This is a genomic window from Gordonia sp. WA4-43 (assembly GCF_020520305.1).
GTDB lineage: Bacteria > Actinomycetota > Actinomycetes > Mycobacteriales > Mycobacteriaceae > Gordonia > Gordonia hongkongensis.
The window spans coordinates 3,685,507-3,706,962 of sequence record NZ_CP084736.1 but is presented as its reverse complement, the minus strand read 5'-3'; the positions used below and the strand labels follow the sequence as shown (position 1 = coordinate 3,706,962).

General features: G+C 67.2%; 26 protein-coding genes, 1 tRNA gene and 1 pseudogene. 6 read left to right on the top strand and 22 right to left on the bottom strand.

Going from position 1 to position 21,456, the window contains the following annotated elements:
* The first annotated feature begins 21 nt into the window (after positions 1-21).
* A pseudogene (locus LEL84_RS16670) lies at positions 22-725 on the top strand (MspA family porin).
* A gap of 63 nt (positions 726-788) precedes the next feature.
* Here LEL84_RS16670 and LEL84_RS16665 read toward each other — a convergent pair.
* The 5 genes from LEL84_RS16665 to LEL84_RS16645 all read right to left on the bottom strand — a co-directional run bounded on the left by LEL84_RS16665 (position 789) and on the right by LEL84_RS16645 (position 2,850).
* Positions 789-879: transfer RNA gene (locus tag LEL84_RS16665), tRNA-Ser, on the bottom strand.
* A gap of 171 nt (positions 880-1,050) precedes the next feature.
* Positions 1,051-1,260: a CsbD family protein gene (locus LEL84_RS16660; RefSeq protein ID WP_058250988.1), complete on the bottom strand. Its 210-nt coding sequence runs from the start codon at positions 1,258-1,260 to the stop codon at positions 1,051-1,053.
* Between the two features lie 170 nt (positions 1,261-1,430).
* A complete protein-coding gene (locus LEL84_RS16655; protein ID WP_137810127.1) occupies positions 1,431-1,700 on the bottom strand; it encodes a hypothetical protein in 270 nt (89 codons plus the stop codon).
* A gap of 123 nt (positions 1,701-1,823) precedes the next feature.
* Positions 1,824-2,288 (bottom strand): nucleoside deaminase, encoded by a 465-nt coding sequence (locus LEL84_RS16650; RefSeq protein ID WP_171011642.1) that lies wholly within the window; start codon positions 2,286-2,288, stop codon positions 1,824-1,826.
* A gap of 19 nt (positions 2,289-2,307) precedes the next feature.
* A complete protein-coding gene (locus LEL84_RS16645; RefSeq protein WP_058250986.1) occupies positions 2,308-2,850 on the bottom strand; it encodes a tRNA adenosine deaminase-associated protein in 543 nt (180 codons plus the stop codon).
* 78 nt (positions 2,851-2,928) lie between these two features.
* Between LEL84_RS16645 and LEL84_RS16640 the strand changes: the two genes are divergently transcribed.
* Positions 2,929-3,903: a prephenate dehydrogenase gene (locus LEL84_RS16640; protein ID WP_226512220.1), complete on the top strand. Its 975-nt coding sequence runs from the start codon at positions 2,929-2,931 to the stop codon at positions 3,901-3,903.
* A 35-nt stretch (positions 3,904-3,938) separates the two neighbouring features.
* Here LEL84_RS16640 and LEL84_RS16635 read toward each other — a convergent pair whose 3' ends face one another.
* Together LEL84_RS16635 and LEL84_RS16630 are read right to left on the bottom strand one after the other, a co-directional pair.
* Positions 3,939-4,493 (bottom strand): putative glycolipid-binding domain-containing protein, encoded by a 555-nt coding sequence (locus tag LEL84_RS16635; protein ID WP_082652894.1) that lies wholly within the window; start codon positions 4,491-4,493, stop codon positions 3,939-3,941.
* A 160-nt stretch (positions 4,494-4,653) separates the two neighbouring features.
* Positions 4,654-5,439, bottom strand: coding sequence for a hypothetical protein (locus LEL84_RS16630; protein WP_068972623.1), 786 nt, complete (start codon positions 5,437-5,439; stop codon positions 4,654-4,656).
* A 573-nt stretch (positions 5,440-6,012) separates the two neighbouring features.
* Between LEL84_RS16630 and helR the strand changes: the two genes are divergently transcribed.
* Entirely contained in the window at positions 6,013-8,139 is a 2,127-nt protein-coding gene (helR, locus tag LEL84_RS16625) for an RNA polymerase recycling motor ATPase HelR (RefSeq protein ID WP_226512219.1), read from the top strand.
* A gap of 197 nt (positions 8,140-8,336) precedes the next feature.
* Here the strand turns inward: helR and LEL84_RS16620 are convergent, their stop codons facing one another.
* Both LEL84_RS16620 and LEL84_RS16615 read right to left on the bottom strand, forming a co-directional pair.
* Positions 8,337-8,723, bottom strand: coding sequence for a hypothetical protein (locus LEL84_RS16620; protein ID WP_065631212.1), 387 nt, complete (start codon positions 8,721-8,723; stop codon positions 8,337-8,339).
* Entirely contained in the window at positions 8,723-9,361 is a 639-nt protein-coding gene (locus tag LEL84_RS16615; RefSeq protein ID WP_065631213.1) for a BlaI/MecI/CopY family transcriptional regulator, read from the bottom strand. The genes LEL84_RS16620 and LEL84_RS16615 overlap by 1 nt, the downstream gene beginning before the upstream one ends.
* A gap of 349 nt (positions 9,362-9,710) precedes the next feature.
* Between LEL84_RS16615 and LEL84_RS16610 the strand changes: the two genes are divergently transcribed.
* Together LEL84_RS16610 and LEL84_RS16605 are read left to right on the top strand one after the other, a co-directional pair.
* A complete protein-coding gene (locus LEL84_RS16610; protein ID WP_226512218.1) occupies positions 9,711-10,592 on the top strand; it encodes a tyrosine-type recombinase/integrase in 882 nt (293 codons plus the stop codon).
* A 49-nt stretch (positions 10,593-10,641) separates the two neighbouring features.
* On the top strand, positions 10,642-11,124 hold the full coding sequence (locus LEL84_RS16605; RefSeq protein ID WP_226512217.1) for a hypothetical protein: 483 nt from the start codon (positions 10,642-10,644) through the stop codon (positions 11,122-11,124).
* Here LEL84_RS16605 and LEL84_RS16600 read toward each other — a convergent pair.
* From LEL84_RS16600 to LEL84_RS16565, 8 genes are all read right to left on the bottom strand, one after another.
* Positions 11,121-12,020, bottom strand: a complete 900-nt coding sequence (locus LEL84_RS16600) for a recombinase family protein (RefSeq protein WP_226512216.1) — start codon at positions 12,018-12,020, stop codon at positions 11,121-11,123. The two genes, LEL84_RS16605 and LEL84_RS16600, sit on opposite strands and share 4 nt — an antisense overlap.
* A 77-nt stretch (positions 12,021-12,097) precedes the next feature.
* Complete coding sequence (locus LEL84_RS16595; protein WP_226512215.1) at positions 12,098-12,847, bottom strand: hypothetical protein; 750 nt, start codon at positions 12,845-12,847, stop codon at positions 12,098-12,100.
* The gene (locus LEL84_RS16590) at positions 12,834-13,268 is read right to left on the bottom strand and encodes a hypothetical protein (protein ID WP_226512214.1); all 435 of its coding nucleotides are present in this window, start codon (positions 13,266-13,268) and stop codon (positions 12,834-12,836) included. Before LEL84_RS16590 ends, LEL84_RS16595 begins: the two co-directional genes overlap by 14 nt.
* The gene (locus LEL84_RS16585; RefSeq protein ID WP_226512213.1) at positions 13,265-13,501 is read right to left on the bottom strand and encodes a hypothetical protein; all 237 of its coding nucleotides are present in this window, start codon (positions 13,499-13,501) and stop codon (positions 13,265-13,267) included. Before LEL84_RS16585 ends, LEL84_RS16590 begins: the two co-directional genes overlap by 4 nt.
* On the bottom strand, positions 13,498-13,824 hold the full coding sequence (locus LEL84_RS16580; RefSeq protein ID WP_226512212.1) for a hypothetical protein: 327 nt from the start codon (positions 13,822-13,824) through the stop codon (positions 13,498-13,500). Before LEL84_RS16580 ends, LEL84_RS16585 begins: the two co-directional genes overlap by 4 nt.
* Before the next feature lie 3 nt (positions 13,825-13,827).
* Entirely contained in the window at positions 13,828-14,298 is a 471-nt protein-coding gene (locus tag LEL84_RS16575; protein ID WP_226512211.1) for a holin, read from the bottom strand.
* A 2-nt stretch (positions 14,299-14,300) separates the two neighbouring features.
* Positions 14,301-15,356, bottom strand: coding sequence for an N-acetylmuramoyl-L-alanine amidase (locus LEL84_RS16570; RefSeq protein ID WP_226512210.1), 1,056 nt, complete (start codon positions 15,354-15,356; stop codon positions 14,301-14,303).
* Between the two features lie 145 nt (positions 15,357-15,501).
* A complete protein-coding gene (locus tag LEL84_RS16565; RefSeq protein WP_226512209.1) occupies positions 15,502-16,419 on the bottom strand; it encodes a tyrosine-type recombinase/integrase in 918 nt (305 codons plus the stop codon).
* Between the two features lie 295 nt (positions 16,420-16,714).
* Between LEL84_RS16565 and LEL84_RS16560 the strand changes: the two genes are divergently transcribed.
* On the top strand, positions 16,715-16,942 hold the full coding sequence (locus LEL84_RS16560; RefSeq protein ID WP_226512208.1) for a hypothetical protein: 228 nt from the start codon (positions 16,715-16,717) through the stop codon (positions 16,940-16,942).
* A 155-nt stretch (positions 16,943-17,097) separates the two neighbouring features.
* On the opposite strand, the gene LEL84_RS16555 is transcribed toward LEL84_RS16560, so the two are convergent.
* From LEL84_RS16555 to LEL84_RS16535, 5 genes are all read right to left on the bottom strand, one after another.
* Complete coding sequence (locus tag LEL84_RS16555) at positions 17,098-17,358, bottom strand: hypothetical protein (protein ID WP_226512207.1); 261 nt, start codon at positions 17,356-17,358, stop codon at positions 17,098-17,100.
* A gap of 93 nt (positions 17,359-17,451) precedes the next feature.
* On the bottom strand, positions 17,452-19,410 hold the full coding sequence (locus LEL84_RS16550) for a hypothetical protein (protein WP_226512206.1): 1,959 nt from the start codon (positions 19,408-19,410) through the stop codon (positions 17,452-17,454).
* Positions 19,410-19,775, bottom strand: coding sequence for a hypothetical protein (locus tag LEL84_RS16545; RefSeq protein WP_226512205.1), 366 nt, complete (start codon positions 19,773-19,775; stop codon positions 19,410-19,412). Before LEL84_RS16545 ends, LEL84_RS16550 begins: the two co-directional genes overlap by 1 nt.
* A gap of 5 nt (positions 19,776-19,780) precedes the next feature.
* Positions 19,781-20,893 carry a hypothetical protein gene (locus LEL84_RS16540; protein ID WP_226514403.1) on the bottom strand — a complete coding sequence of 371 codons (1,113 nt, stop codon included), beginning with the start codon at positions 20,891-20,893 and terminating at the stop codon, positions 19,781-19,783.
* Positions 20,890-21,438 carry a DUF2744 domain-containing protein gene (locus tag LEL84_RS16535; protein ID WP_226512204.1) on the bottom strand — a complete coding sequence of 183 codons (549 nt, stop codon included), beginning with the start codon at positions 21,436-21,438 and terminating at the stop codon, positions 20,890-20,892. The genes LEL84_RS16540 and LEL84_RS16535 overlap by 4 nt, the downstream gene beginning before the upstream one ends.
* Between the last annotated feature and the right edge of the window lie 18 nt (positions 21,439-21,456).

Genomic DNA, 21,456 nt, shown 5'->3' with positions numbered 1-21,456 from the left:
GCGAACCCGTTGCCCACCACCATGACCCGCCGAATCGGAGCTCCCATGACCGTCACCAAGCGCCGCACCACGCGCACCCGGCTCATCGCGTCCGCCACCGCAATCGCCTGCGCGACAATCATTCCTGCACTGACGACCGGACCCGCACAGGCCGACGCCACCGTCCAGCTCTCGGACAGACCGTCACGAAGAAGTTGAAAGACGGTACGACGATGACCATCACGCGCAGCAATGAATCCGCGCGGATCAACCCCTCGATGGGTGGCACACCCCTACACCGCAATGCATGGGTCTCCGGCAAGTACGTGGTGACGACCTCCGACAAGGCAGCGTCGATCGGCGTCGCCTCGGGTTACATCGTCGGCTGCCAGCTGACGCTGGGCGGCAACTCGAACAGCCGGGCCGGAGGGTCGGCGCCCGACTACGACCTCCAGAGCGCCACGGTGACGGCCGAGACCGGCGCCGGCGTGACCATCGGGCCCGGCCAGGCGGTCAACTACGTCATCAACGACCGTGAGTACAAAGACGCGTTCGGTGCCGCCGGCCACTCGTCGTCGATCAGCTTCTCCGGCGGCAAGGGCACGCTGGCGTACACCAACGAGACCATGATGGTGAACGGCTGCGCCGGTTACGCGCAGGCCCGGTCGTACGCCAAGGTGAGCATCACCACCGACAACGTGTCGCAGTCGATCGCCGTGTACGGAAAGCCGTTCAGCATGGGCTGACCGACCACCGCTCTCCCAGAGATGCGAAATGGCCCCCCATCCGTGAGGATGGGGGGCCATTTCTGGCGGTGGCGGAGGGATTTGAACCCTCGGTACGGGGTTACCGCACACAGCATTTCGAGTGCTGCACCTTCGGCCGCTCGGACACGCCACCGCCGAAGACTGTACCGCAGACCCGCGGTCAGACTTAAATCGGCTGCTCAGGCCCACCCCCGCCCCCTGAGGAGCGAGCTTGCGAGCGTCACGAAGGGTCCTCGCAACTCGTCTCGGCAGGCCCCTTCGAGGCTTGTCGCTATCGCTCCTCGCACCTCAGGGAGCAGGGGGCCTAGTGGCCGGTCAGCTTGTCCTTGACGTCGTCGATCTTGCCCTTGACGGCGTCGGCGGCGTCGGTGATCTTCTGCTTGCCCTCGGCCTGCGCCTGGTCGCCCTTGCCCTCGTTCTTGAGGTCCTGATCGTCGGTGAGGCTGCCGGCAGCTTCCTTGCCGCGACCCTTGAGCTCTTCGGCCTTGTTCTTGGCGTCGTCCGTGGTTCCCATGAAGCCTCCTCGGTGAGGTTCGGCGCGGCCGGGTGCCGTCCGATGTGGAAGAACTCGGCGACGACCGACGCGCCGGCTGCTCGACACTGGCGCCGCCTGGGGAGCGGACTCCCGCATCCCACCGTGCCACAGGTGTGCACTGAGCTGCATGACCGCAGGTCAGCGACCTGTCAGCGGCTGTTGAACTTCTGGGACACCTCGTTGATCTTGTCCTTGGCGGTACTGAACGCCTCTTGGACCTTCTCGTTCTCGGCGAGATCGTTGAGCTTGTCCTTGGCGGTGCCCAGCGCGTCCTGGACCTGCTTGCTCTCGACGAACTCGTCGATCTTGTCGCGCGCGGTACCCAGCGCCTCCTGGACCTTGCCGCTCTCGGCGAACTCGTTGATCTTGGCCTTGGCGGTGTCGAAGGCCGCGGTCACCTTGTCGGACGGATCGGTCATGATTACTCCTCGCGGATCGGGGATGCTGACGTCCAATCTGCCAGGACCGCCCGCCACCGACCACCGGTCTGCACCCTGAGATCTCACCGATCTTGAGTCCTCACGACCCCGAGATGACGACGGTCACGGGTGTCGTCGGGTGGCGAAGAAGTCGACCATGAGTGCGCGGCACTCGGCTTCGAGGACGCCGCCCTTCACCTGGGGGCGATGTGACAGCCGTGGATCGCGGACGACGTCCCACAGCGAACCGACGGCACCGGTCTTGGGCTCCCACGCCCCGAAGACGACGGCGTCGACCCGGGACAGCGTGATCGCTCCGGCACACATGGTGCACGGTTCGACGGTCACCGCGATAGTGCATCCCGGGAGCCGCCATCCATCACCGAACGCCCGCGCCGCGGCACGCAGCGCAAGCACCTCGGCGTGGGCCGTCGGATCGGAATCGGCCTCGCGACGGTTGGCGGCGCGGGCCAGTTCGACGCCCTCGGGGTCGAACACGACTGCCCCGATGGGTACGTCGTCGGTCCCCGACAGTGCCGCCGCGTCGAGCGCGGAGCGGACCATGGCCTCCCAGGCGGGCGCACTCATCGCGCGGCTTCGTGCGGGCTCAGTGGCCGAGCGAGTCGAGAACCTTGCCCAGCTCGTCGGCGAAACCGAGCCGCGCCGCGATCATGCCGAGCTGTTCGTCGGCGTACAGATCGGTGTCCCCGACGATGATGCTCATGACCGCGTCGGGCAGTCCCAGGTCCGCGAGCAACCCGAGGTCCCCTTCCTCCCACGGATCGATCTGATCGAGCTCGTCCGGATCGATGTCGGGGACCTCGATGTTGAGGGCGTCCAATGCGTCGACCGCGATGTCGTAGTCGACGGAGGCGGTCGCATCGGAGATCAGGAGACGCGCCCCGGTCGGCGACGGCCGGACGATGATGAAGAACTCGTCGTCGACGTCGAGGAGCCCGAAGACCGCGCCCGCCGAACGCAGCTCACGCAACTGGGTCTCGGCGTCCTCGAGATCAGAGAGCGCCGACGGTTTCATCGCGGTGACCTTCCACCCGCTCTCGTCGCGGACGACCGCCACGGCGAAACCGTCGATGTCGTCGTCCACGTCCTGCGCGTTCGACCCCGACTTCCCAAATCCGGCACCGGCCATGCGACAAACCGTAGCCCCTATCACCGGTACTCCCAAGTCCCGGTTCACCGGGCATGACCGGTATGGGAACGTGTCAGGGTGACTGCCGCGCCGTCGTCCCCCGCTGTCGCCCTTCCCACGCCGGTCTGTGTGCTGGGTCTCGGCCTGATCGGCGGCTCGCTGCTGCGGGCCCTGCACGACGCCGGGCACGAGGCGTTCGGCTACAACCGGTCGGCCACGACCGTCGATGCGGCCATCGGCGACGGGTATGACGCGTCCGCGGATCTTGTTGCGACGCTTTGGCGCGCGGCGTCGTCGGACGCGCTGCTCGTGCTCGCGACACCGGTGACGACGATCGGCCCCCTGGTGACGGCCATCGCCGAGAACGCGCCCGGGCTCCTGGTCACCGACGTCATCAGCGTCAAGCAGGAAGTCGAGCGCCTACTCGCCGATCTGCATCCCGGAGGTCGATACGTCGGCGGGCATCCGATGGCCGGGACCAGTTCGTCGGGCTGGGCGGCAACCGACGCCACCCTCTTCGACGGGGCCATGTGGGCGGTCACCACCACCGATCACACCCCGGCCGACGACTGGCTCACGGTGGCCGCGCTGGCCGTGACGGTCGGCTCGCGAGTGGTGCCGGTCGCACCCGACGCGCACGATCGGGCGGTCGCCGCGATCTCGCATCTGCCACACCTGACCGCCGCGGCCACGGCCGCCGTCGGGGCCGGTGAGAGCGACCTCGCCCTACGCCTGGCCGCCGGCAGCTTCCGTGACGGCACCCGGGTCGCCGGCACCGCACCCGCCCTGCAACGCGCGATGATCGAGGCCAACGGCATCGCCGTGCTCAACGTCCTCAGCGAGACGATCGACCGCCTCACCGCCGTGCGCGACGAACTCCGCGACCACGGAACCGCCGAAGTACTCGTCGACGACGGGCACCGCGCGCGGAAGGCGTACGAACAATTGCATTCCGGCGCCGCGGAGGTGATCTCCGGGGTGACGGTCGGCGACGACGGCTGGCAGCAGGAACTACGCCGGCAGGCCCATCAGGGCCGGGTGTGGGTGGGCTGACCGCCGCGCCGCGTCCCTGGGGCCGCCCGCACACGTCAGACCCGGCGTGCGAGACCCGGGTAGTCGACGACGAAGTTATTCTCGTCCACGGTGATGGTGGTCGTCGCCAACGGCGACACCACACGGAATCCGTCCGTGCCCGGGGTGTACGACATCGTCGCCGGCTTCACGTCTCCGCTGGGCAGGTACATGTAGGCGACGGGGATCTCGACCGCTCCGGGAGTCGACGCCGAGAGGGCACGTCGCCGGATCGGCAAGGCGTTGAACATCGGTGACAGTGCGAGGTCCACGTCTTCGGCGCCGTCGAAGTCCGAGCGGGTGGTCTCACCGTCGGGACGACGGATCAGCCACGTGCCCTCGTCGTCGCGCGTGATGCCGAACTGCGTCTCACCGTCAGTGCGTACCAGGTGAACGGTGAGCCGCTTGACCACACCGGCATCGGTGGTCTGCAGTTCGTACGACGCGGAGAACGCCTCGTGGTCGGCGGTCGCCGCGGCGATGATCCGTCCATAGGCCTTGAGTCGTGCGCCGGACACGACCAGGCGGACCTGTTCCAGTCGATCGGTGTCTTCGCCTCGCCACGTGAGCATCGTCTTGAACTCGTCGTTGGTGGCGGAGGACTGACCGCTGTCAGGGGCTGTCTGCGGAGAACTCACGTGACCACGGTAGCGAGCAACCGCCCCGATCACACATCGGACGACCTGGTCACCCGACCGATCACCCCGCCCGGGGCCCTGAAGACGTGACCGTTCAGGCGATACAGGACGCGGTTCGGCGGGTCGATGACGGCGTCACGGTGTCTTCGACCACCACCTCGCCCGCCACCGTGATCGAGCAACTCACCGAGCTGCCCGTTCCGGCGATGACCAGGAGGCGCAGCGGGTTGACCCCGCCGGTGAACTGGACGGTCCACGGATTCGTCGGGGCGAACTCCGAGCGCAAGCCGTTGTCGTCGACGTAGAGGATGGTGGCCTGCCCGTCGATGGTCGCCTCGTAGGTCACCGGTTTGTTCTGCGGATCGATGCGCTCACCGGGTTGACCCGGGAGCCGCTGTCCCGGGTCGGGCGGGGTCAGGCTGGGCGGTTCGAAGGTGCGTGGGATCGGCATGGTGTCGGTGACCGTCGGCGAGTCGGCGAAGCGGTCCTGCGGTGCCTCCTCCCGCAGCCCGAGGAACCCGACGAAAGCCACCACGAGCAGCACCACCACGCCCAGGGTCAGGATCAGGGTCGCGGTGGGCACCTTGCGAATGCGTGATCCCGGTCGGCCGTCGGCGCTTTCGGCCTCCCGCTCGGCAGTCGCGACGCGTTCGGCCTCGGCACGCTCGGCGCGCTCGGCCATGGTGAGCTCGGTGTTCGTCGGCTGGCCGGGGCGGAACATCGGGGTCCCGTCCGCGGCGTACCCGAGCGGCGGATAGAGCTGCGGTGCGACGGGTTGCCCGTAGAGATCGCGAGGCGACCCGCCGGTCTGGCTGCCGCCTCCGTCGCGGCGTCGAGGGTCGTGAGCGCCGGGGTTCGGCCCCCCGTACGGCTGTCCCATCGTCGGCCTCCGGTCGGATTCTCGAGCGTCGTCGCCGACGCGGCGCGGCCTCGACCGAAACCTACGGTTCGGCTCGACGCCGCGCGTCATTCCCTCTCCGACCTTACGGCGCGAAGTCGGGAGCCCACCTCGACGATCGGAAAACCGCAGGCCACGACGATGCCGCGACGACAGTGAACCAGTCGGTCGAATGAGCCCGAACATCGATGACGGAGACGCGGAAACCGTGGCCGCGCTGCCGCCCCACCCCCGTGCCCTCGGGGGCGGCAGCCCCCTGACAGGCCCCACCGAAAAGAGTTCACCGTAGTGAACTGAAAGTACTTTCACATACAGCACCGTGGGCTGCAACAGCTGCGCGGACGTCCAGGACAAGTGATATCGGGGTCCGTTTCACCTGCGCACCCGCCGATCTCTGCCCCTTTCACCATAAGCCCTGGACAGGGGCTTGCCGCAAGACCCCCTATCCGGTGCAGAATCGCTGTCTCACCTGCGACGACCACCCCTGCCACCTGCTGATTCGGAGTCATCTCTGTGCCCCCAGTCCCTGACAATGCGACGTCAACGACCACCGCGGTGTTCGCCCTCCCCGACAGCCTGTCCCCGAAGAACGATCCGGCCCTCGTCGCCGACGACACCCGACACTTCGCCTCGATCACCACGAACCTTCGACGCACCTTGGCCGACGCCGACGAGCGCCTGCAGCAGCTTCGGCGCGAGGCCGGTGGCAGGGGTCGCCGGGCCGTCGACCGGGACATGGAGGTCCACCAGCTCGGCGCACGTATCCGATCGCTGCGGCGGTTCGGCCTCGACCTGTGCCTGGGTCGGCTGGTCCGCGACGACGGGGAGATCCTCTACATCGGCCGGCTCGGGTTGACCGATGCCGCCGGCGAGACCCTGCTCGTCGACTGGCGCACCCCGCTGGCCGCGCCGTTCTTCGCCGCCACCCGCCGCGACCCGATGGGACTGGTGAGCCGACGCCGCTACCGCTGGACCCACGGCCGGATCACCGACTACTGGGACGAGGTCTTCGTCGACGACCCCGCGGTGCTCACCTCGCACGCGGCGCTCGACGAGCAGTCCGCGTTCCTCGCCGACCTCGGCGCCAGTCGTTCCCCGCGCATGCGAGATGTCCTGGGCACCATCGCCACCGATCAGGACGCGATCATCCGAGCCGACTCGCACGGGACCCTCGTCGTCGACGGCGGGCCGGGAACCGGCAAGACCGTCGTCGCGCTGCATCGTGCCGCCTACCTCGTCTACGCCGATCCGCGCCTCGCCGGTAATCGGGGCGGGTTGCTCGTCGTCGGACCTCATCGGCCGTACCTCGCCTACGTCGCCGATGTGCTGCCGAGCCTCGGGGAGGAGAGCGTCCAGACGTGCACCCTCGCCGATCTCGTCGTCGAAGGTGATTCGGCGACAACCGAAGCCGACGTCGACGTGGCACGGTTGAAGTCGTCGCCCCGGATGGTCGAGGCGGTCGAGCCGGCGGTCAAGTTCTACGAACAACCGCCGACGACGCCGTTCGTGGTCGAAACACCCTGGACGGAAACGAGTCTGACCGCCGGCGACTGGGCGGACGCCTTCGACGCAGCCGAGAGCGGGACCGCACACAACGAGGCGCGGGACGAGGTGTGGGAAGAACTGGTGTCGATCATCGCGTCGCGACACGACGACGACGTGCCCCAGCACGCGCTGCGTCGTGCGTTGGCGGCGAATGACGAACTCGCGGCGGCCTTCTCGCGAGCGTGGCCGATACTGGACGCCGCCGAGATCATCGGTGATCTCTGGTCGGTGCCGGCCTTCCTCCGCATGTGTGCGCCGTGGCTGTCGCCCGGCGAGGTACGCGCACTCCAGCGCAGCGTCCCCGACGCCTGGACCGATGCCGACCTGCCGATCCTCGACCGCGCCCACCGCCGGATCGGGGACCCGGCAGCGTCGGCCCGACGTCGCCGGCAGCGCGCGGACCTGACGAGGGAACGCGAGCAGATCGACCAGGTGGTCGACGACCTGATCGCCGCCGAGGTCCACGACGACGGCGAGGGACTCATGACGATGCTCCGGCACGAGAACCTGCGCCACAACCTCGGGGACGGGTCCGTGGGCGAAACCGCCCGCCCACTGTCCGGGCCGTTCGCGCACATCGTCGTCGACGAAGCGCAGGAACTCACCGACGCCCAGTGGCAGATGCTCATCGACCGTTGCCCGTCGAAGAGCTTCACCGTCGTCGGCGACCGCGCGCAGGCACGACGCGGATTCCCCGAGTCATGGGCAGAGCGACTTCGGCGCGTCGGTCTGCGCGACGTCACCTCGGCGGGACTCACGATCAACTACCGGACCCCGGAAGAGATCATGGATGCGGCCGCCCCCGTCATCCGCGCGGCCCTCCCCGATGCGAACGTGCCGACTTCGGTTCGGCGCGCGGGCATTCCGGTCACCTACGGCGACCGCGCAGACCTCGACACCGTGATCGACGACTGGACCTCGACGCATCGAGACGGAATCGCCTGTGTGATCGGCGAACCCGGCTTCGCCGGGACCGACCGCGTGCGGTCGCTCACCCCCACCCTCGCCAAAGGGCTCGAGTTCGACCTCGTGGTGCTCGTCGACCCCGACGCCTTCGGTGCGGGCACCGAAGGCGCGGTCGACCGCTACGTGTCGATGACCCGGGCGACCCAGCAGTTGGTGATCCTCCGCGCGTAGTGGTGGCGCCGGCGATTGGGGTAGTGCCGTACTCGTGTCGACGTCCCGGACGCCGGCGAAGATGGATGACAGCACCGGCACCTCGTCCACCCACCCAGGGTTCCGGTGCACACAGAAGAGGCCCGTCACCGGGATCGGTGACGGGCCTCTGTGGTGCGCCCGTAGGGATTCGAACCCCAGACTTTCTGCACGCGGCGCTACCCCCGAGCCGCAACCGCCTGCTTCGCCGCCTCGACCAAATGTTCCGCAGCGCGATTCATCTTCTTCAACTCTGCGGAGCTCAGGTCCTGATGTGTGTAAGCAACCTTGTTCTTCAAATTGAGCAGCGTATTCAGATGCCGTTCGGATCCGCTGTCCGCTCGCCGGAGCAGGGCAACAGCCTCACTGTGGTTGCCGGTGTTCGAGTGCGTACCGAGGCGCACGCAGCAGATCGCGTCCGCGGCAGCGATACCCGCATCGACGTACAAGTCGCCGGCAGCGTTGGGCATTTCGTCGACGAGAAGTTCTGCGGCGTCGAAAAATTCGTTCGCCTTCGACAGACGCCCCGCGGTGACCCCGGAGTCACAGTTCCGCTGTCCGGCCATCAAGGCCTCCTCACCGAACGCAGCTGCGCGTTGAACCAGGACCGTGTCCCCGCGACGGTCAGGCCCTGCTTCGACACGTCGTCGAACACAGCCTCACCGGCAGAGGCCGCGGCATGAAACTCCTGCTCGGCGTACTCGACAATCCGGCCGTCGTTACCGGTCCACGCGGTGATCAGTCGAGCGAGTTCGGTCACCCGTTGTTCCCACAAGTCGTCCCCGTCGTCGGAGGAATCAGGGCCCCGCACCAGGAACAAATCGATGTCGCTGTCGAGCGCCATCCGCCCCGTGGCGGCCGAACCGAACACGGCGGCGTAACGCAGCGTGCTCCCCCAGCTGCTCAGGTGTTGTTCGAGTCGGCGCAGAAAAGTCGAGTTCAGGCGCGATACCGCCATGATTGCGTCAGCCGCTAGATGCTCGGTGTTGAGACGGTAAGTGTGGGTCCTACCCACCTCGTCATGCAGCACCACGCCCTGTTTGGTGAGGCGGTTGAGGACCTTGCGAATTCCTTCTCCCGACGCAGAGGTGAGAATGCGCTGGACCTGAGTGATCGTGAATGTTTCGTCTGCACTCGCAAGGACATCGAGCACGTCGCCGTCCAGGGTCGGCGTCACCGTCGCGAACGGCTTGTGGAGCTGCATCTCCGACTCCCCTCCAACTAAAGTTAGACTATCGCAACTATAGTTGGGGATCAGCATCTCGTGGTGAGAAGACGAAACAAAACGCCAGGCGAGACATGGTCTCGCCTGGCGATTCTCTGTGCGCCCGTAGGGATTCGAACCCCAAACCTTCTGTTGTGAGGATGACCAACGCGCGAGTGATGGAGTTTCCGCAGCTCAGCCCGCTTGAGCGAGCTTCCTGACGCAGCTACAAACCGTCCGGTTGCGTCGGCAAACTCCCTTTCTCATTCTGAGACGGACATTAGTCCGAGTAGACGAATCTACTTCGTTCGCGACGCGAATGTCCGAATAGCGAAGGCAAAGTCACTCCATGCACAACAACACCACCAACCCCAAACGCACCGGACGCCCCAAGCCTGTACCCGCCGAATGGGACACCGAAATTCGCGCCTTCCTCCGACATCTCAAGGCCGTCGGCCGACCATCCACGACGATCAACACCCGCCGTCAGCAACTCGAGCGACTCGCCCGTGCAGTCGCCCCGTTGACCCCGCAGACGGTGACGTACGACGACCTGGTCGGCTATCACGCAGACCAGGTCTGGGCATTGGAAACGCGGCGCGGTCACCGCAACGCGGCGGTCCTGTTCTTCACCTGGGCGCACACCACCGGGCGCCTTCCCTCCAACCCGGCCGCCGACATGCCGATCATCCCGTCTGCTGTCCCGGCGCCTCGACCCGCGCCGGACCGGATTGTCGACGCCGGACTCCAGACCCCGTCCGCCCGCGTGCGGCTGATGCTGCGGCTCGCCTGCGAGCTCGGCCTACGCCGCGCCGAGGTGGCGCAAGTCCACTCCGAGCACATCGAGGAGGGCTCGCACGGTCCGATGCTCCGGGTCCGCGGGAAGGGCGGGAAGATCCGCGTCATTCCGATCAGCGACGACCTGGCTGTGCAGATCGAGATGGGCGCGTCGTCCCACACGCCCGACGCGCCGCGGTCGGGTTACCTGTTCCCCGGGGACGACGCCGGCCACCTGTCGCCCCAGTGGGTGGGCACGCTGTGCGCCGAGGCACTACCCGGCGGATGGACGATGCACACGCTGCGGCACCGGTTCGCAACCCGCGCCTACCGCGGAACACGGAACCTGCGCGCCGTACAGACGCTCCTCGGCCACACCAGCGTGGCGACCACCCAGCGGTACACGGCCGTCGATGAGGACGAAGTGCGCGCGGCGATGATCTCCGCTGCATAGCGGTCCGATCCGTCCGTGATTTCTGATCGCGTGGGCTACATTCGCGGGCATGAAAATGACTCGTGGATTTCTGTGGCCCGCTGCTGTTCTCTCGTCGTTGACGCTCGCGCTCGTTGGGTGCTCCGGGACGGAGACGCCGAACGCGGGTGAGTCGACGACGTCCACGTCGACGACCGCGACGACGACGACGTCCAGCTCGGCGGCCGCCGAGACCTCGACAACGACGTCCGCCGCGGCCGCGGCCATGTCGATGGACGATGCGCTCACGGCCGCGGGAGCGGACTGCGCCGCCGGCACCGGGGAGCGGGACTGCACCCTCAACGGGGTCTCGTTCACGCTCTCCGACAGTTGGAAGCAGAGCGCGGGCATGCGGGAGCGGGCGTGCACCGAGGGGTACATCAATACCGACTACCAGGTCCTCACCGACGGAACCTCGTACATCAGCAGCGACTACGACACCGACTACCCGGCGATCGCGTCAGCGCTCGAGGAGCAGGGCGTGACCGTCGAGACGACGAACTACTGCCCCTAGATCCAGTGGAAGTGCATGCGGTCGCCGACGCCCGCTCCGGGCTCGGCGTCGGCCTTCGCGCGGACGTCGATGTAGTCGACCACGCAGCGGATGACAACGCGGCGGGTATCGATCGGGGCGTCGGCCCACCACTCCACGACCTCGGCGTCCGTCACCTTCTCCGGGAGGCTGGCCGTCGCGTCCAGTAGCGCGATGCGGCCTCGCGCGGCGTCGGCAACCTCGCGCGCCTTCGCCACACCTGCGTCGAACGCCTGCTGGTTGCCACCCTCGCCGAACACCTCGGCCAGGTGGACCATCCGATTCTCGGCGTCGGCGATCTCGGACTCAAACGTCTCGACGGACTGCCGGCGGACGTCGGCGACGTCTTCCAGCCACTCGTCGCCGGTGATGCGGATGAGGACACGTTCGGTGACTTCGGTGTCAGCGAGGCGTTGGGACACGGCGATCTCGCCGCAGCCGCCGTAGCGGGCGGAGCAGGCATAGGACGGTCCGGTCGCGTGGAGGTTGCGGCCACACTTCCCGCACCGCAGGATCCCAGCGAGCAGGGTGGGCGGGTTCTTGCGGCCGGCGAACCGTTGCCGGGAGGGGTCTTTCAGGATCGCGACGACCTGGTCGTAGGTGTCCCGGTCGAGGATCGGGTCGACGCCCGGGATGGGTTCGAGGGTTCCGTCGCGGTCACGCATGCCGATCATGCGGGGCGAGGTGAGTGCGCGGGTGATGGTGGGTGCGGCCCAGGTCTTGCCGGTGACGGTGGCGACGCCGCGGTCGTTGAGGTCGACGACGAGGGGGCGGATGGCTCCGCCGTCGATGACGTGCTGAGCCCAGGAGCGGATCTCGGAGGCTTCGTCGTCGACGATCGTGCCGTCGTTGGTCCAGCCGTACGCGCGCAAGCTCATCTAGGTCTCTCTCCGTCGTGGTGAAACAGTTCCAACTGTAACCCACGTTTCGGTGAGCAGCGTGTGCGTTCCCTGAGTCAACGCGCGGCGTGCGCCTGCGCGCGCAGCCACACCGCCAGCTCCTCGAGGTACGTGCGGCCGCGGTACGGGCGCTGCCAGTTGTAGACCGTGTGCTGCGACGGCACCCGTCGGAGGGTAGCCGGGTCCACCCCGAGGTATCCGGCCGCGCCGGTGATGGCCTGGTTGTAGCGGGCGAACTCCGCGACCGGGTTCCAGGTGCGGAACGGGGCGCGCAGACGGCCGGCGCGCAACTTGGTGAGGACGTCGATGCCCCAAGCCGCCGGGTCGGCCAGCGAGAACGCCGCGGACAGTTCCGCAAAGTCGGTCAGCGGCGAGTCGGGCGGGCACGCGCAGATCACGTCGCGACGGTTCGACTCCCACCGCACCCGCACCGACGCCGGGATCTCGCGGCGACCGGCGATCCCCCCGTTCGGGTCGAATGGGTCCGAGACCAGCCCGGCGGCAACGAGGTTCGGATGTCCAGCCCGAGCGACGTGCCCCAGCACGCCGGCCCCGCCGGAAAACGCGGCGGCGATCGATGGTCCGACATCAAGCGCCGCTCTGGTCCTGGCGATCCCGTCGGCCATCGACATGGTGAACGCCGGGCCGAACGGATCCCGTCGGGGGTTGACGAACCCGTAGCTCGCCGACCACCGCACCAGGACGTGCTCGAACTCCGGTAGCGCGCGGCGCAATTGGCCGAGCATGTCTTGCCCGGGTACTTCCCCGATGCCGCAGACGGTGACCAGACGCTCAACCCTCGGCACGGTCGACCGCCTCCCGAGCCCGTGCGCGGTCGGCCTGCTGGCGGCGCATCAGCGAGACCTCCATCGCTATGTAGGAGATGAAGCCGAGTGTGTACAGCACCGGTCGCACGTAGTCGCGGCCCGGGTACTCGGAGTCGGTAAACGACGACAGCGCCACCTGCAGGAACAGCGCCGACACGATCGTCGACTTCCACAGGAAGATCCGGCCGACGTCGTTCGTCCACCACGGCGACCGGAACCCGTAGGTCAGGCCGAACAGCGACATCATGATCGCGATCGCCATCAGGCAGGCGTCGCCCCAGAGTTCGTCCGGCACACCGGGAAAGAAGACGTTCAGCAGCCACACGACCGCGGTGGCCACCCCCGACAAAATCAGAATGTAGGCGGCACCCTTGAGTACCAACCGTCGCGGTTCGCTCACCCTCGACCTTCCTGCGCGGCGCCGCGGCCACCCCACGACGCGGCGAACATCTCTGTCCACCCGTTCAATCGCATCTGTTCACGCAGTGCGTCGGTGCTGGCTTTCGATTCGACCGCCAGACGTTCGGCGGCCGCGCGACGCTGCGCGGACTTCTCTGCTTCGATCTCGTACTGCCGCGTCGCTCTGCGCGCGGCTTCGCGGTCCTCATGCCGCGACCATGGCCAACGGATCATGTGGCCCCTCCATCACGGCGAGCGGCCCCGAGCTCTCCTTGGATGACGTCGCGCACGGCTTGCATGAAGTGCGCGTTGGCCTGGTCGCTCGCGTTCTTTTCGGTGAGCGCGGTAGTCAGTGTGCCGATCGCTTTCGCGTCTTCGACTGCGCGCGCGTCGGCCTTGTTCAGGCGGTCTCTGAGGTCACCGAGGCGCTCCTTGTGGGTGACGCCGAGAACGATCCGCTCCGTGAGCAGCGCCCACATGAAGAGCACGACGACGATCCCGAACAGACCGACGACGCTGACATCGGAGATCGCGCTCGGCGTCAACCACGTTGGCATCGGTTAGACGACGGGAGCGAGAGTCGGCGAGCCCTTCGCAGGGCCGACAGGCAGCGACGCGAACGACGTCAGCAGCGACAGCACGGCGGCGGTTGTTGCGTAGGCGGCGATCTCGCCCCAGTGCACGCTGCTGAATGTCGGCGCGTTGGCGGCGTCCTGGACCACGGGGAGCGCTCCGGCGAACGCGGCGATGAACGTGCGGCCGGCGCGGATGAGTGCCTCGATGGTCGGGTTCGTCGACGTGATCGACCGGTCGAGCAGCGCGAGCAAAACGGTGGCGGCGGTGCCGATCGCGGCGGCCTGCAGGGCGGTACTCCAAGGCACGGACATCACGGTGACGCCACCGACGAGGAACAGCAGGAGGAGCTGGGCGAAGGTCTTGGTCGCCCGCTCGATCAGGTCCTCGATGAACAGGACAGCGGGGTTCGTGCGCGGAGCGCTCTGGGCGGAGCCGGTGAGGTCGTTGTGTGTCATGGTCACTTCTCCTTGGGTGCAGTGCTGACGCTGGACGGATGCCACAGCGCGAGATCGTGTTCGAACTTCTGCTTCTGGCCACCGTCAGCGGTCGGCGCCTCGAACCCGGCGGGCCAACCCCACGGCCCCTCATGGCCCTTCAGATCGTCGTAGCGGTCGCCGATCGCGCCGCCAACGAGGTAGCCGGGTTCACCGAATCGTCGGTAGATGGTTCCGCCCTGGAATCGCTGGATCGTGCCGACACCGGGGATCGTCCGGTGACGCTCGATCGGGAACCCAGCGAGACCGGCCTCGAAGTCCATTCCGGACCAGGTCTCGAAGATGTCCTTCGGGACGGCGATAGCTCGGTCGCCGGCCCGGTGCGTCTTGCGGACGTCGGGGTGCCAGTACACGGTGCCGTTCTCGTAGTGGACGTACCGGCCGCGGCCGTCGGGTCGGGTGGGGAGTTCGTCGACGGCGAGTCGCTTTCCGATCCACGCGCGAGCGCGCTCGGCTTCTGCGTTGATCTCGTTGATGACCGGTGCGGGAGCTGCGCCGCCCTTGACCATCCAGTCGTAGTGCTCGCCGGCGATCTTCATGTACCGGGCGTGGTACTTGCCGCCGGGGGCGAGGTGGTACGGGCAGCTTGTGCCGAAGAACTCGCGGTGGAATCGGACGTTGGTGCCGGCCTTCGGCCTGCCGAGTTTGTAAAACCAGCAGAGGGCCGCGGTCCACTTCGCTCCTGCCGCGATGACGGTGTCCGAGATTGGCCAGTCCTTCGCCGCACCAGCCGAGTTCGAGTGCTCGATCGCGATCGACTCGGCATTCGAATTGCTGTTGCCATTCGACCAGGCGGTGTCCCCGTCGTAGACGAGCTGGCCGACACGTCCCGACGGCTCGATCTGATAGTGGGCCGACGCCTGCCGGGACTGCCAGGTGTTCCACGAGTCGAGGGTCGTCGAGATGCCCGCATTGTGATGCAGGGTGATGTACCGGACCTTTCGCCCGCCCCGGCCGGAGCTGAAGTGCTTGTTCATCAGCCGAGTGAGGTCAGGCTGGACCTTGAAATAGTCGGGCATGATGGCTCTCTCCGGGTTCGACGTGGTGGATCGTCGCCCGGCCCTCGGCCAGCAGCTATCCCCAGAATAGACCGCGACCGCTCAGATGACGGGCAGCCCGCCCACGGCGCGGGTGTGACCCCGGCCGTGGGCTGAGCCGACCGGACTATGCCGCTGAGCCGAAGTATCCAGCGACGATGTACGCGGCGTGGTTGTCGAGCACCTGGCGGCCGCGGTCGTACGTCGAGAGGGTGGTGGAGACGTCGGAGTGCCGGGCCGACAGCTGCACAGTGCGCGGCGACGCGCCGGCGTCGAGAGCGCCGACGACGAACGTGTGGCGCAGCGTGTGCGGCGACACCGTGACCGCGGTGATGCCGGCGGCTTTCGCGCACCGCTTCACCACCCGATCAGCGGAACGGCGCGTCATCCGTGTCCCGTCGCGGCGCACGATGAGCGGGCCCTCGGCGCGGTCGCCGATCGCGGCGTCGACGGCGCGTTGCACCGCGGGCGGCATCGGCACCGTGGCGGGCTTGTTGCCCTTGCCGACGAACCTCACGCACCGGTGGGCTTTGGCGATCTCGTAGCAGTCGCCGACGTCAAGGCCGCACGCCTCGGACACCCGCAGCCCGCACATCCCCATCAAGAGGATCAGGGCGTGGTCGGCCGGACTCGACGCGGCCGCCGCGGCGATGAGGCGCTGCATCTCGTCGCGCGTCAGTGCGATCCGCTCATCCGGCCGTGGGGTGGCGCGCGGCCGGCGGACCAGACGGCACGGATTCTTGGTCACGAGGTCGTCGTCGAGGGCGAGCTCGAAGAACTGCGACAGGGTGCCCACACGGTGATAGATCGTGATCGGCGCGTTGCCGCGCTCGTCGCGCAGCCACCGCATCCAGATCTCGATGAGCGGGCGGGAGGCGTCGGAGATGGGGTGCTTGTTGTTGAGGTGGCACCACATCAGCCAGGCGGTGAGGTCCTGGCGGTAGGTGTTGCGGGTGCCCGGGGATTCCCAGCGGGCGAGGAACGATTCGACGTACAGGTCGACGTCGGCGAGTGAGAGCGCGCACGGCGCGGTAGCGTGAGACACGGTCATCCTTCAGATAGCAGCTGAATGGGTGGCAAGGCCTCGGATGGTGTTGGCGCACCGCCGGGGCCGCTCTTGTTTCTACCCTTCGGGTTGCTGTCTGCGCCACTGGGATTCGCACACAGCAGAACGGCCCGACCCTTTCGGGTCGATGATCCGGCCTCAGTCGAGGTCGGGGGGCTGTTGCGACGAGGAGCCATCCGGCGACGACGCAGGTGACGATGGCGAGGACCGTGTCGAGGACCATGCAGGCTTGGACGCAGCCGGCGGCCGGACGGTTCCCTGCGATGATGGCCGGGTGACCGATCGTGAGACGCTGCGCGCCGCCGCCCAAGCTGTCGCATCTGTGATGCGGCGTCGGCAGGCTGAGCATCAGGTGCGCACCGACGGCGGGTGGGTCGAGCCGGACCCCGACCTGCTCGAGCTGGTGGTCGAGTGCGAGGACGTGATCTACAGCCGCCGGCCCGAGGAACCCGACCTCACCGACCGACTCGCCCAGGTGCTTGGCGACGACTGGGAACCCTAGATTTCAAGGTTCCGGCCCCAACCTTGAATTTGCCGGTGCCGATTTCAAGGTTTGGATGACCCGCCCATATCGGCGTTTTCAAGGTTGGATGAACCCGCCCATATCCGCCCAGTTGGGTGCCAGAGGTTGAATTTTAACCGTCGATGTAACTCGGATCAGCAGCCCCGCCAGACGCCGTCGATCAGGAACCCGTGGAGGCCGCAGTCGTCGCAGCCGCACGAGGGCGTGACGGTCACCGGGTCGGTCGTGACGATCGTGTGGCCGTTGTCGAGCTGGAGCAGCGGCGCGGTGTGCAGGACGATTGACGGGCGCCTGCACTTGTGGCGCAGCCGCACCCGCCCGTCCGGGTACCAGACCGTCTGCACCCGCCCGTGATCCACGATCCGGTCGTAGCCATCCTCGGTGAGGTCGGGCATGTGTCGGTGACGCTCATCAGTCTCCTTCGTTGGTGAAGTGCTGGCGGTCGCAGCCGGGGTCGTCGCAGTCGTGGCGGAAGTCCTGCCGATGGTTCATGGCCGGATCATCTGGGCGTCGATCCCGATACCAGGACTGCCGCCCACTGCGGTGATGTGGATGGTGATCTTGTGCCCGGTGATGAACGTGAACGGGCCAGTCGCGACACCCTGAGTTTGTCCCGCCGCGATCGTGACCGAGGTACCGGCGATGGTGACGCCGTTGTCCCGCAGCTCCACTGTCATCGACCCCGATCCGTCGGCGGTGCCGAGGAAATAGGCCACCGCACCCACCACTCGGTTGGTGGTGATGTACATCGGGATCGAGGCCTGGCCCACCGCCCGCGCTGACGGGAACATGCCCTTGATGACCGGCTCCCACGCGGCAAGCTGGTCAAACGTTTTGCGGGTAAGGAACTGCTGTGAGGGAGCTTTCACCCCGCCAGTGATGACCCACGCGTCAGCGATATTGGCGATTGCATCGGTGTTTCCCGCGTTGGCGTAGCACTCGATGTAGAAGCTGGACCCGATGTTGTCGGCCAGTGCGGCGTGGGTGTAGCTCATGACCTGTCCGTCAGGCATATGGATGCGGATACCGTTGCCGCTGCGGAAGAACTGGACCTCGTGCTCGGTGAAGTTGTCCTGCGCTAACGCGGATGCGAAGACCACATCAGGACCGATATTCCCGAACGTCGGCGTACTGCCGCCGGTGATGTACTGAATTTGCGCCGCGGACGGAGTGATCACCAAGTGCAGTGCTGCGTCGGGGAACGGCGCGGCCAGCGCGGTCATCTTCGTCTTCGTCAACGTGATGCAGATCGACCCGCCATCGGTGGTGCGGCCTGTCTTGTTCCACTTCCACCGCAGCCCGCCGCCAGTGATCAGTGCACCCGCATCACCCGACAGATACCCCGCCGCCCCGCCTGCTGCTGTGGGCGCGAAGGTGAGGAACCCGTTGAGCACCCGTAGCGCCGCGCCGGCAGCCGCGTTGTCGAACAGCGACGGCACAATTCCGCCAACATCGAAGTTCGGTGCCACTGCCGCCGCTGTGTTGGCCTTGTCCCAGTACGCCACCTGGTGCTGTGGGGTGTTGCGTTGCAGCCGGGAGGAGAACCGCCGCCGCAGATCAGTGTCCGGGACCAGCGCAAGCAAGGTCTGCACCGCCGACGCCAGATCAGCGCTGGGGATACCGCCGCCGGGTTTGGTGTACTTCGCTGCGATCGAGCCCGTGACGGTGGCCGCGAAGTTCGGATCATCACCCAACGCTTGCGCCAGCTCGTCGAGAGTGTCGAGCGCGCCGGGTGCCGCGTTGATCAGGTTGTTGATCGCCGTGGTGATCTGACCGGGCGTTGCGGCGTCGATCGCCGAACGAGCGGCAGCCGCGTTCGATGCCTTCACTACCGCTTTGCCCACCGTAGTGGCGTCGGTCAGGCCGTCCACCGTCGTAGTGCCCCCACCGGAGGCGACCGTCCACGCCGCCAGCTCCGTGGCATCGAACGTCGCACGGCTCGTCCCCGCCGCGGTCCGCTTGCCCGTCGTACCGTTCGGCAAGAACACCGGATCATTGATCGCATACGCCGTATTGGGCTGCCAGCGCGGGGCATAAGTCTCGTCTAGAACCGTTCGTGCCCCGGACTCCGGGTCGGCCAGGATCCCCTCGACGAGCGGACCGGTGACCTCGGTATCGACGTTGGCGTCCATCCACTTCTGCACGGCCTGGGACAGGCTCGTCACCGGCGACTTGTCCGGCAGGCCCGCGACGATCAGGTCTTGCAGGTCCGCGGGTCCGTCTACGTCGATGGGGTACCGGCGTTTGTCGACTCCGGACACCCACCACGGTCCGTCGGGCAGGTCGGTGGATGCTTCGACGTCGAACTGGTACGGGACGTCGCGCCACGACTTCCCGGGAGAGACGAGTTCGCCGTTGGCGTCGAAGAACTCCTGGCGGGGTGTGAACTTCGCCATCCCGCCGCCACGGGATGCGGGGCCCTCGACGGTGAAAGTGATGACAGACATCAGGACTCCTCAGGTGTGACGACGAGGGTGTAACCGAGCGCCACGATCGCTTCGGCATGAGTCGAAACCCCGGGGTCTAGTCGAATCACGGCATCGGACTCGGGGTCGGTAGAGGCGTACGGGGTGAGACCGTTCAGCAGGTTGCCGTCAGCGTCGAGTAGCGCGCCGTTCTCGTCAGCGTGAAACACAGCAGCCTCGGGCTGGATGTGTGACTCTTCGATCTGCACCCGGAACGTCGCGTTCGTGATCAACGACATTCCCATCACATCGACAACGAGCACCGCGAGATGCGTGCCGTCGTCGGCTCGGTACAGCTTCGTCGTCGGCGGGTGCCATGGCAGGTCTTGGACGTACTCCACTCGCATCCCAGTCACCTCCAGAAGATCCACAAAATGCCGGTCGCGCCGCTTCCGCCGGCACCAGCATTCGAGTTGCCGAACGCGGCCTGCCCGCCACGGCCGCCACCGCCGCCACCGCCGCCACCGGGGTATCCGCCCGGCCCGCCGGCGCCGCCGTAGCGGGTCGTTCCCGTCGTCGCGGTGCCGCTGCCGCCACCGCCGCCGCCTCCACCACCGCCGCACTTCGTGCGGGTCGCAGCACTCACATTGCCGCCCGCCGTGCCAGGTTGGCCGCTGTCCAGCCTGTCGCCGGATGTGCCTCCGGCACCAGCGGCACCCAACGCAGATGCCTCGCCAGCAAGCCCGGGGAACGAGTCGTAGTTACTGCCCTCGTTGCCTTTTCCGCCGTTGCCGCCCTTGCCTGGTGTCGACGTCGTCGGAGTGAAACCGAACTCCGTTGCTATACCGCCTGCGCCGCCATTGACGTTCAGGAATGACCCGAAGGTTGTTGCCTGGCCCGCTGCGCCGATCGTGTAGGAGACGCTCGCCGGGATGTCGGCCGGGTTGAGCGTCTGTGCGATGAACCCGCCGCCGAGACCCCCGGCGCCGCCGGCTCCGCCGATGTCTGTACTGCCGTTGGCGCCGCTGCGGCCTCCGCCGATACCGATGACTGTCAACTCGCTGATCGGTTCGGGTTTGGTCCACGTACCCGACGTCACCTTGGTTTCCACCGTGTACCCGTTGATGACCGCGTCGGCGATGGCTTCGATCGTGTACTGCACCTGCTGCGGATCACCAACGCCACCGCCACCGAACCAACCGTTGAAAATGCCGTTGATGACTTGCTGCAGCGGTCGTGGCACAGACGGACTAGCGCCCCCTGCCACGTTGTCGGCATACGCCGATGCGCTCGCCAGCGACTTCTTACGCTTCCCCGGCTGCTGCACACCCTGCATGTCGTCGACGACGTTGCCGAGTGCTCCCATGATGAGGCTTCCGATCAGCCCGGACGGGCCGGTCATGCCGGTCATCTGGCCGCGTAGCGTGTCTGACGCGTTCGCGCCCTGCAAATCTGACAGGGGCGCACTATTGGCGGCGTCGTCATGCTCGGGGACGTCGCCGGGAGTCAGGTTCGGTGTCGTCACTGCGACCCCCCTGTCGCCTTGCGGAGGTCGCGTTTCGCCGCCGCGTACCGGGCGGCCTGCGCCGGTGTGACCATCACCGTGGTCTTGTCCTTCCGAACGTAGGGCACCTTGCCGTCCTCGTCCGGAATCACCGCAGCCGGCGCCGACCCCTTCTCCCTCGCCGCCTTCTGCCGCGCAACGAGATCCAGCAACTCCCGCGCCTCGGGTGACAACTCGTCCGCCGGATCATCCGGAGCATCCATCGGCACCCACTCCCCCGGCGAGACCAGCCAGTTCGGGTTGTCGGTCTGCGGTTTCCGGTACTTCAACGTCCGCAACTCGGGGTGATACCGGAACCCCAGATTCCACAACCGCCGAGACACCAACCGCAGGATCGTCACCGGCAGCGGCAGCGGAGCCCCGTTCTGCCCGGGCAACCCGACGAGCGCCCACACCGCGAACTGGTCAGGGTCGTCAGGGTCGCAGTTGTCGACGGTCGGGAAATCTGGCACAGCGATCGGCGACTCCCGCTTCTTCGGCGGCCGGTTCTTGCTGCGTCTGCCCATGACTCCCTCAGTACCTAG

Coding starts and splice junctions, on each gene's coding strand:
- LEL84_RS16545 (WP_226512205.1), bottom strand. CDS start 19,775: ATGCGAGTGGAGTACGTCCAAGACCTGCCATGGCACCCGCCGACGACG.
- LEL84_RS16650 (WP_171011642.1), bottom strand. CDS start 2,288: ATGAGTGCGCCCGCCTGGGAGGCCATGGTCCGCTCCGCGCTCGACGCG.
- LEL84_RS16610 (WP_226512218.1), top strand. CDS start 9,711: ATGCACAACAACACCACCAACCCCAAACGCACCGGACGCCCCAAGCCT.
- LEL84_RS16655 (WP_137810127.1), bottom strand. CDS start 1,700: ATGACCGATCCGTCCGACAAGGTGACCGCGGCCTTCGACACCGCCAAG.
- LEL84_RS16645 (WP_058250986.1), bottom strand. CDS start 2,850: ATGGCCGGTGCCGGATTTGGGAAGTCGGGGTCGAACGCGCAGGACGTG.
- LEL84_RS16585 (WP_226512213.1), bottom strand. CDS start 13,501: ATGATCCGTTGGCCATGGTCGCGGCATGAGGACCGCGAAGCCGCGCGC.
- LEL84_RS16535 (WP_226512204.1), bottom strand. CDS start 21,438: ATGGGCAGACGCAGCAAGAACCGGCCGCCGAAGAAGCGGGAGTCGCCG.
- LEL84_RS16620 (WP_065631212.1), bottom strand. CDS start 8,723: ATGGCCGGACAGCGGAACTGTGACTCCGGGGTCACCGCGGGGCGTCTG.
- LEL84_RS16630 (WP_068972623.1), bottom strand. CDS start 5,439: ATGGGACAGCCGTACGGGGGGCCGAACCCCGGCGCTCACGACCCTCGA.
- LEL84_RS16550 (WP_226512206.1), bottom strand. CDS start 19,410: ATGTCTGTCATCACTTTCACCGTCGAGGGCCCCGCATCCCGTGGCGGC.
- LEL84_RS16570 (WP_226512210.1), bottom strand. CDS start 15,356: ATGCCCGACTATTTCAAGGTCCAGCCTGACCTCACTCGGCTGATGAAC.
- LEL84_RS16575 (WP_226512211.1), bottom strand. CDS start 14,298: ATGACACACAACGACCTCACCGGCTCCGCCCAGAGCGCTCCGCGCACG.
- LEL84_RS16600 (WP_226512216.1), bottom strand. CDS start 12,020: ATGAGCTTGCGCGCGTACGGCTGGACCAACGACGGCACGATCGTCGAC.
- LEL84_RS16605 (WP_226512217.1), top strand. CDS start 10,642: ATGAAAATGACTCGTGGATTTCTGTGGCCCGCTGCTGTTCTCTCGTCG.
- LEL84_RS16615 (WP_065631213.1), bottom strand. CDS start 9,361: ATGCAGCTCCACAAGCCGTTCGCGACGGTGACGCCGACCCTGGACGGC.
- LEL84_RS16555 (WP_226512207.1), bottom strand. CDS start 17,358: ATGCCCGACCTCACCGAGGATGGCTACGACCGGATCGTGGATCACGGG.
- LEL84_RS16580 (WP_226512212.1), bottom strand. CDS start 13,824: ATGCCAACGTGGTTGACGCCGAGCGCGATCTCCGATGTCAGCGTCGTC.
- LEL84_RS16660 (WP_058250988.1), bottom strand. CDS start 1,260: ATGGGAACCACGGACGACGCCAAGAACAAGGCCGAAGAGCTCAAGGGT.
- LEL84_RS16635 (WP_082652894.1), bottom strand. CDS start 4,493: ATGCTCACGTGGCGAGGCGAAGACACCGATCGACTGGAACAGGTCCGC.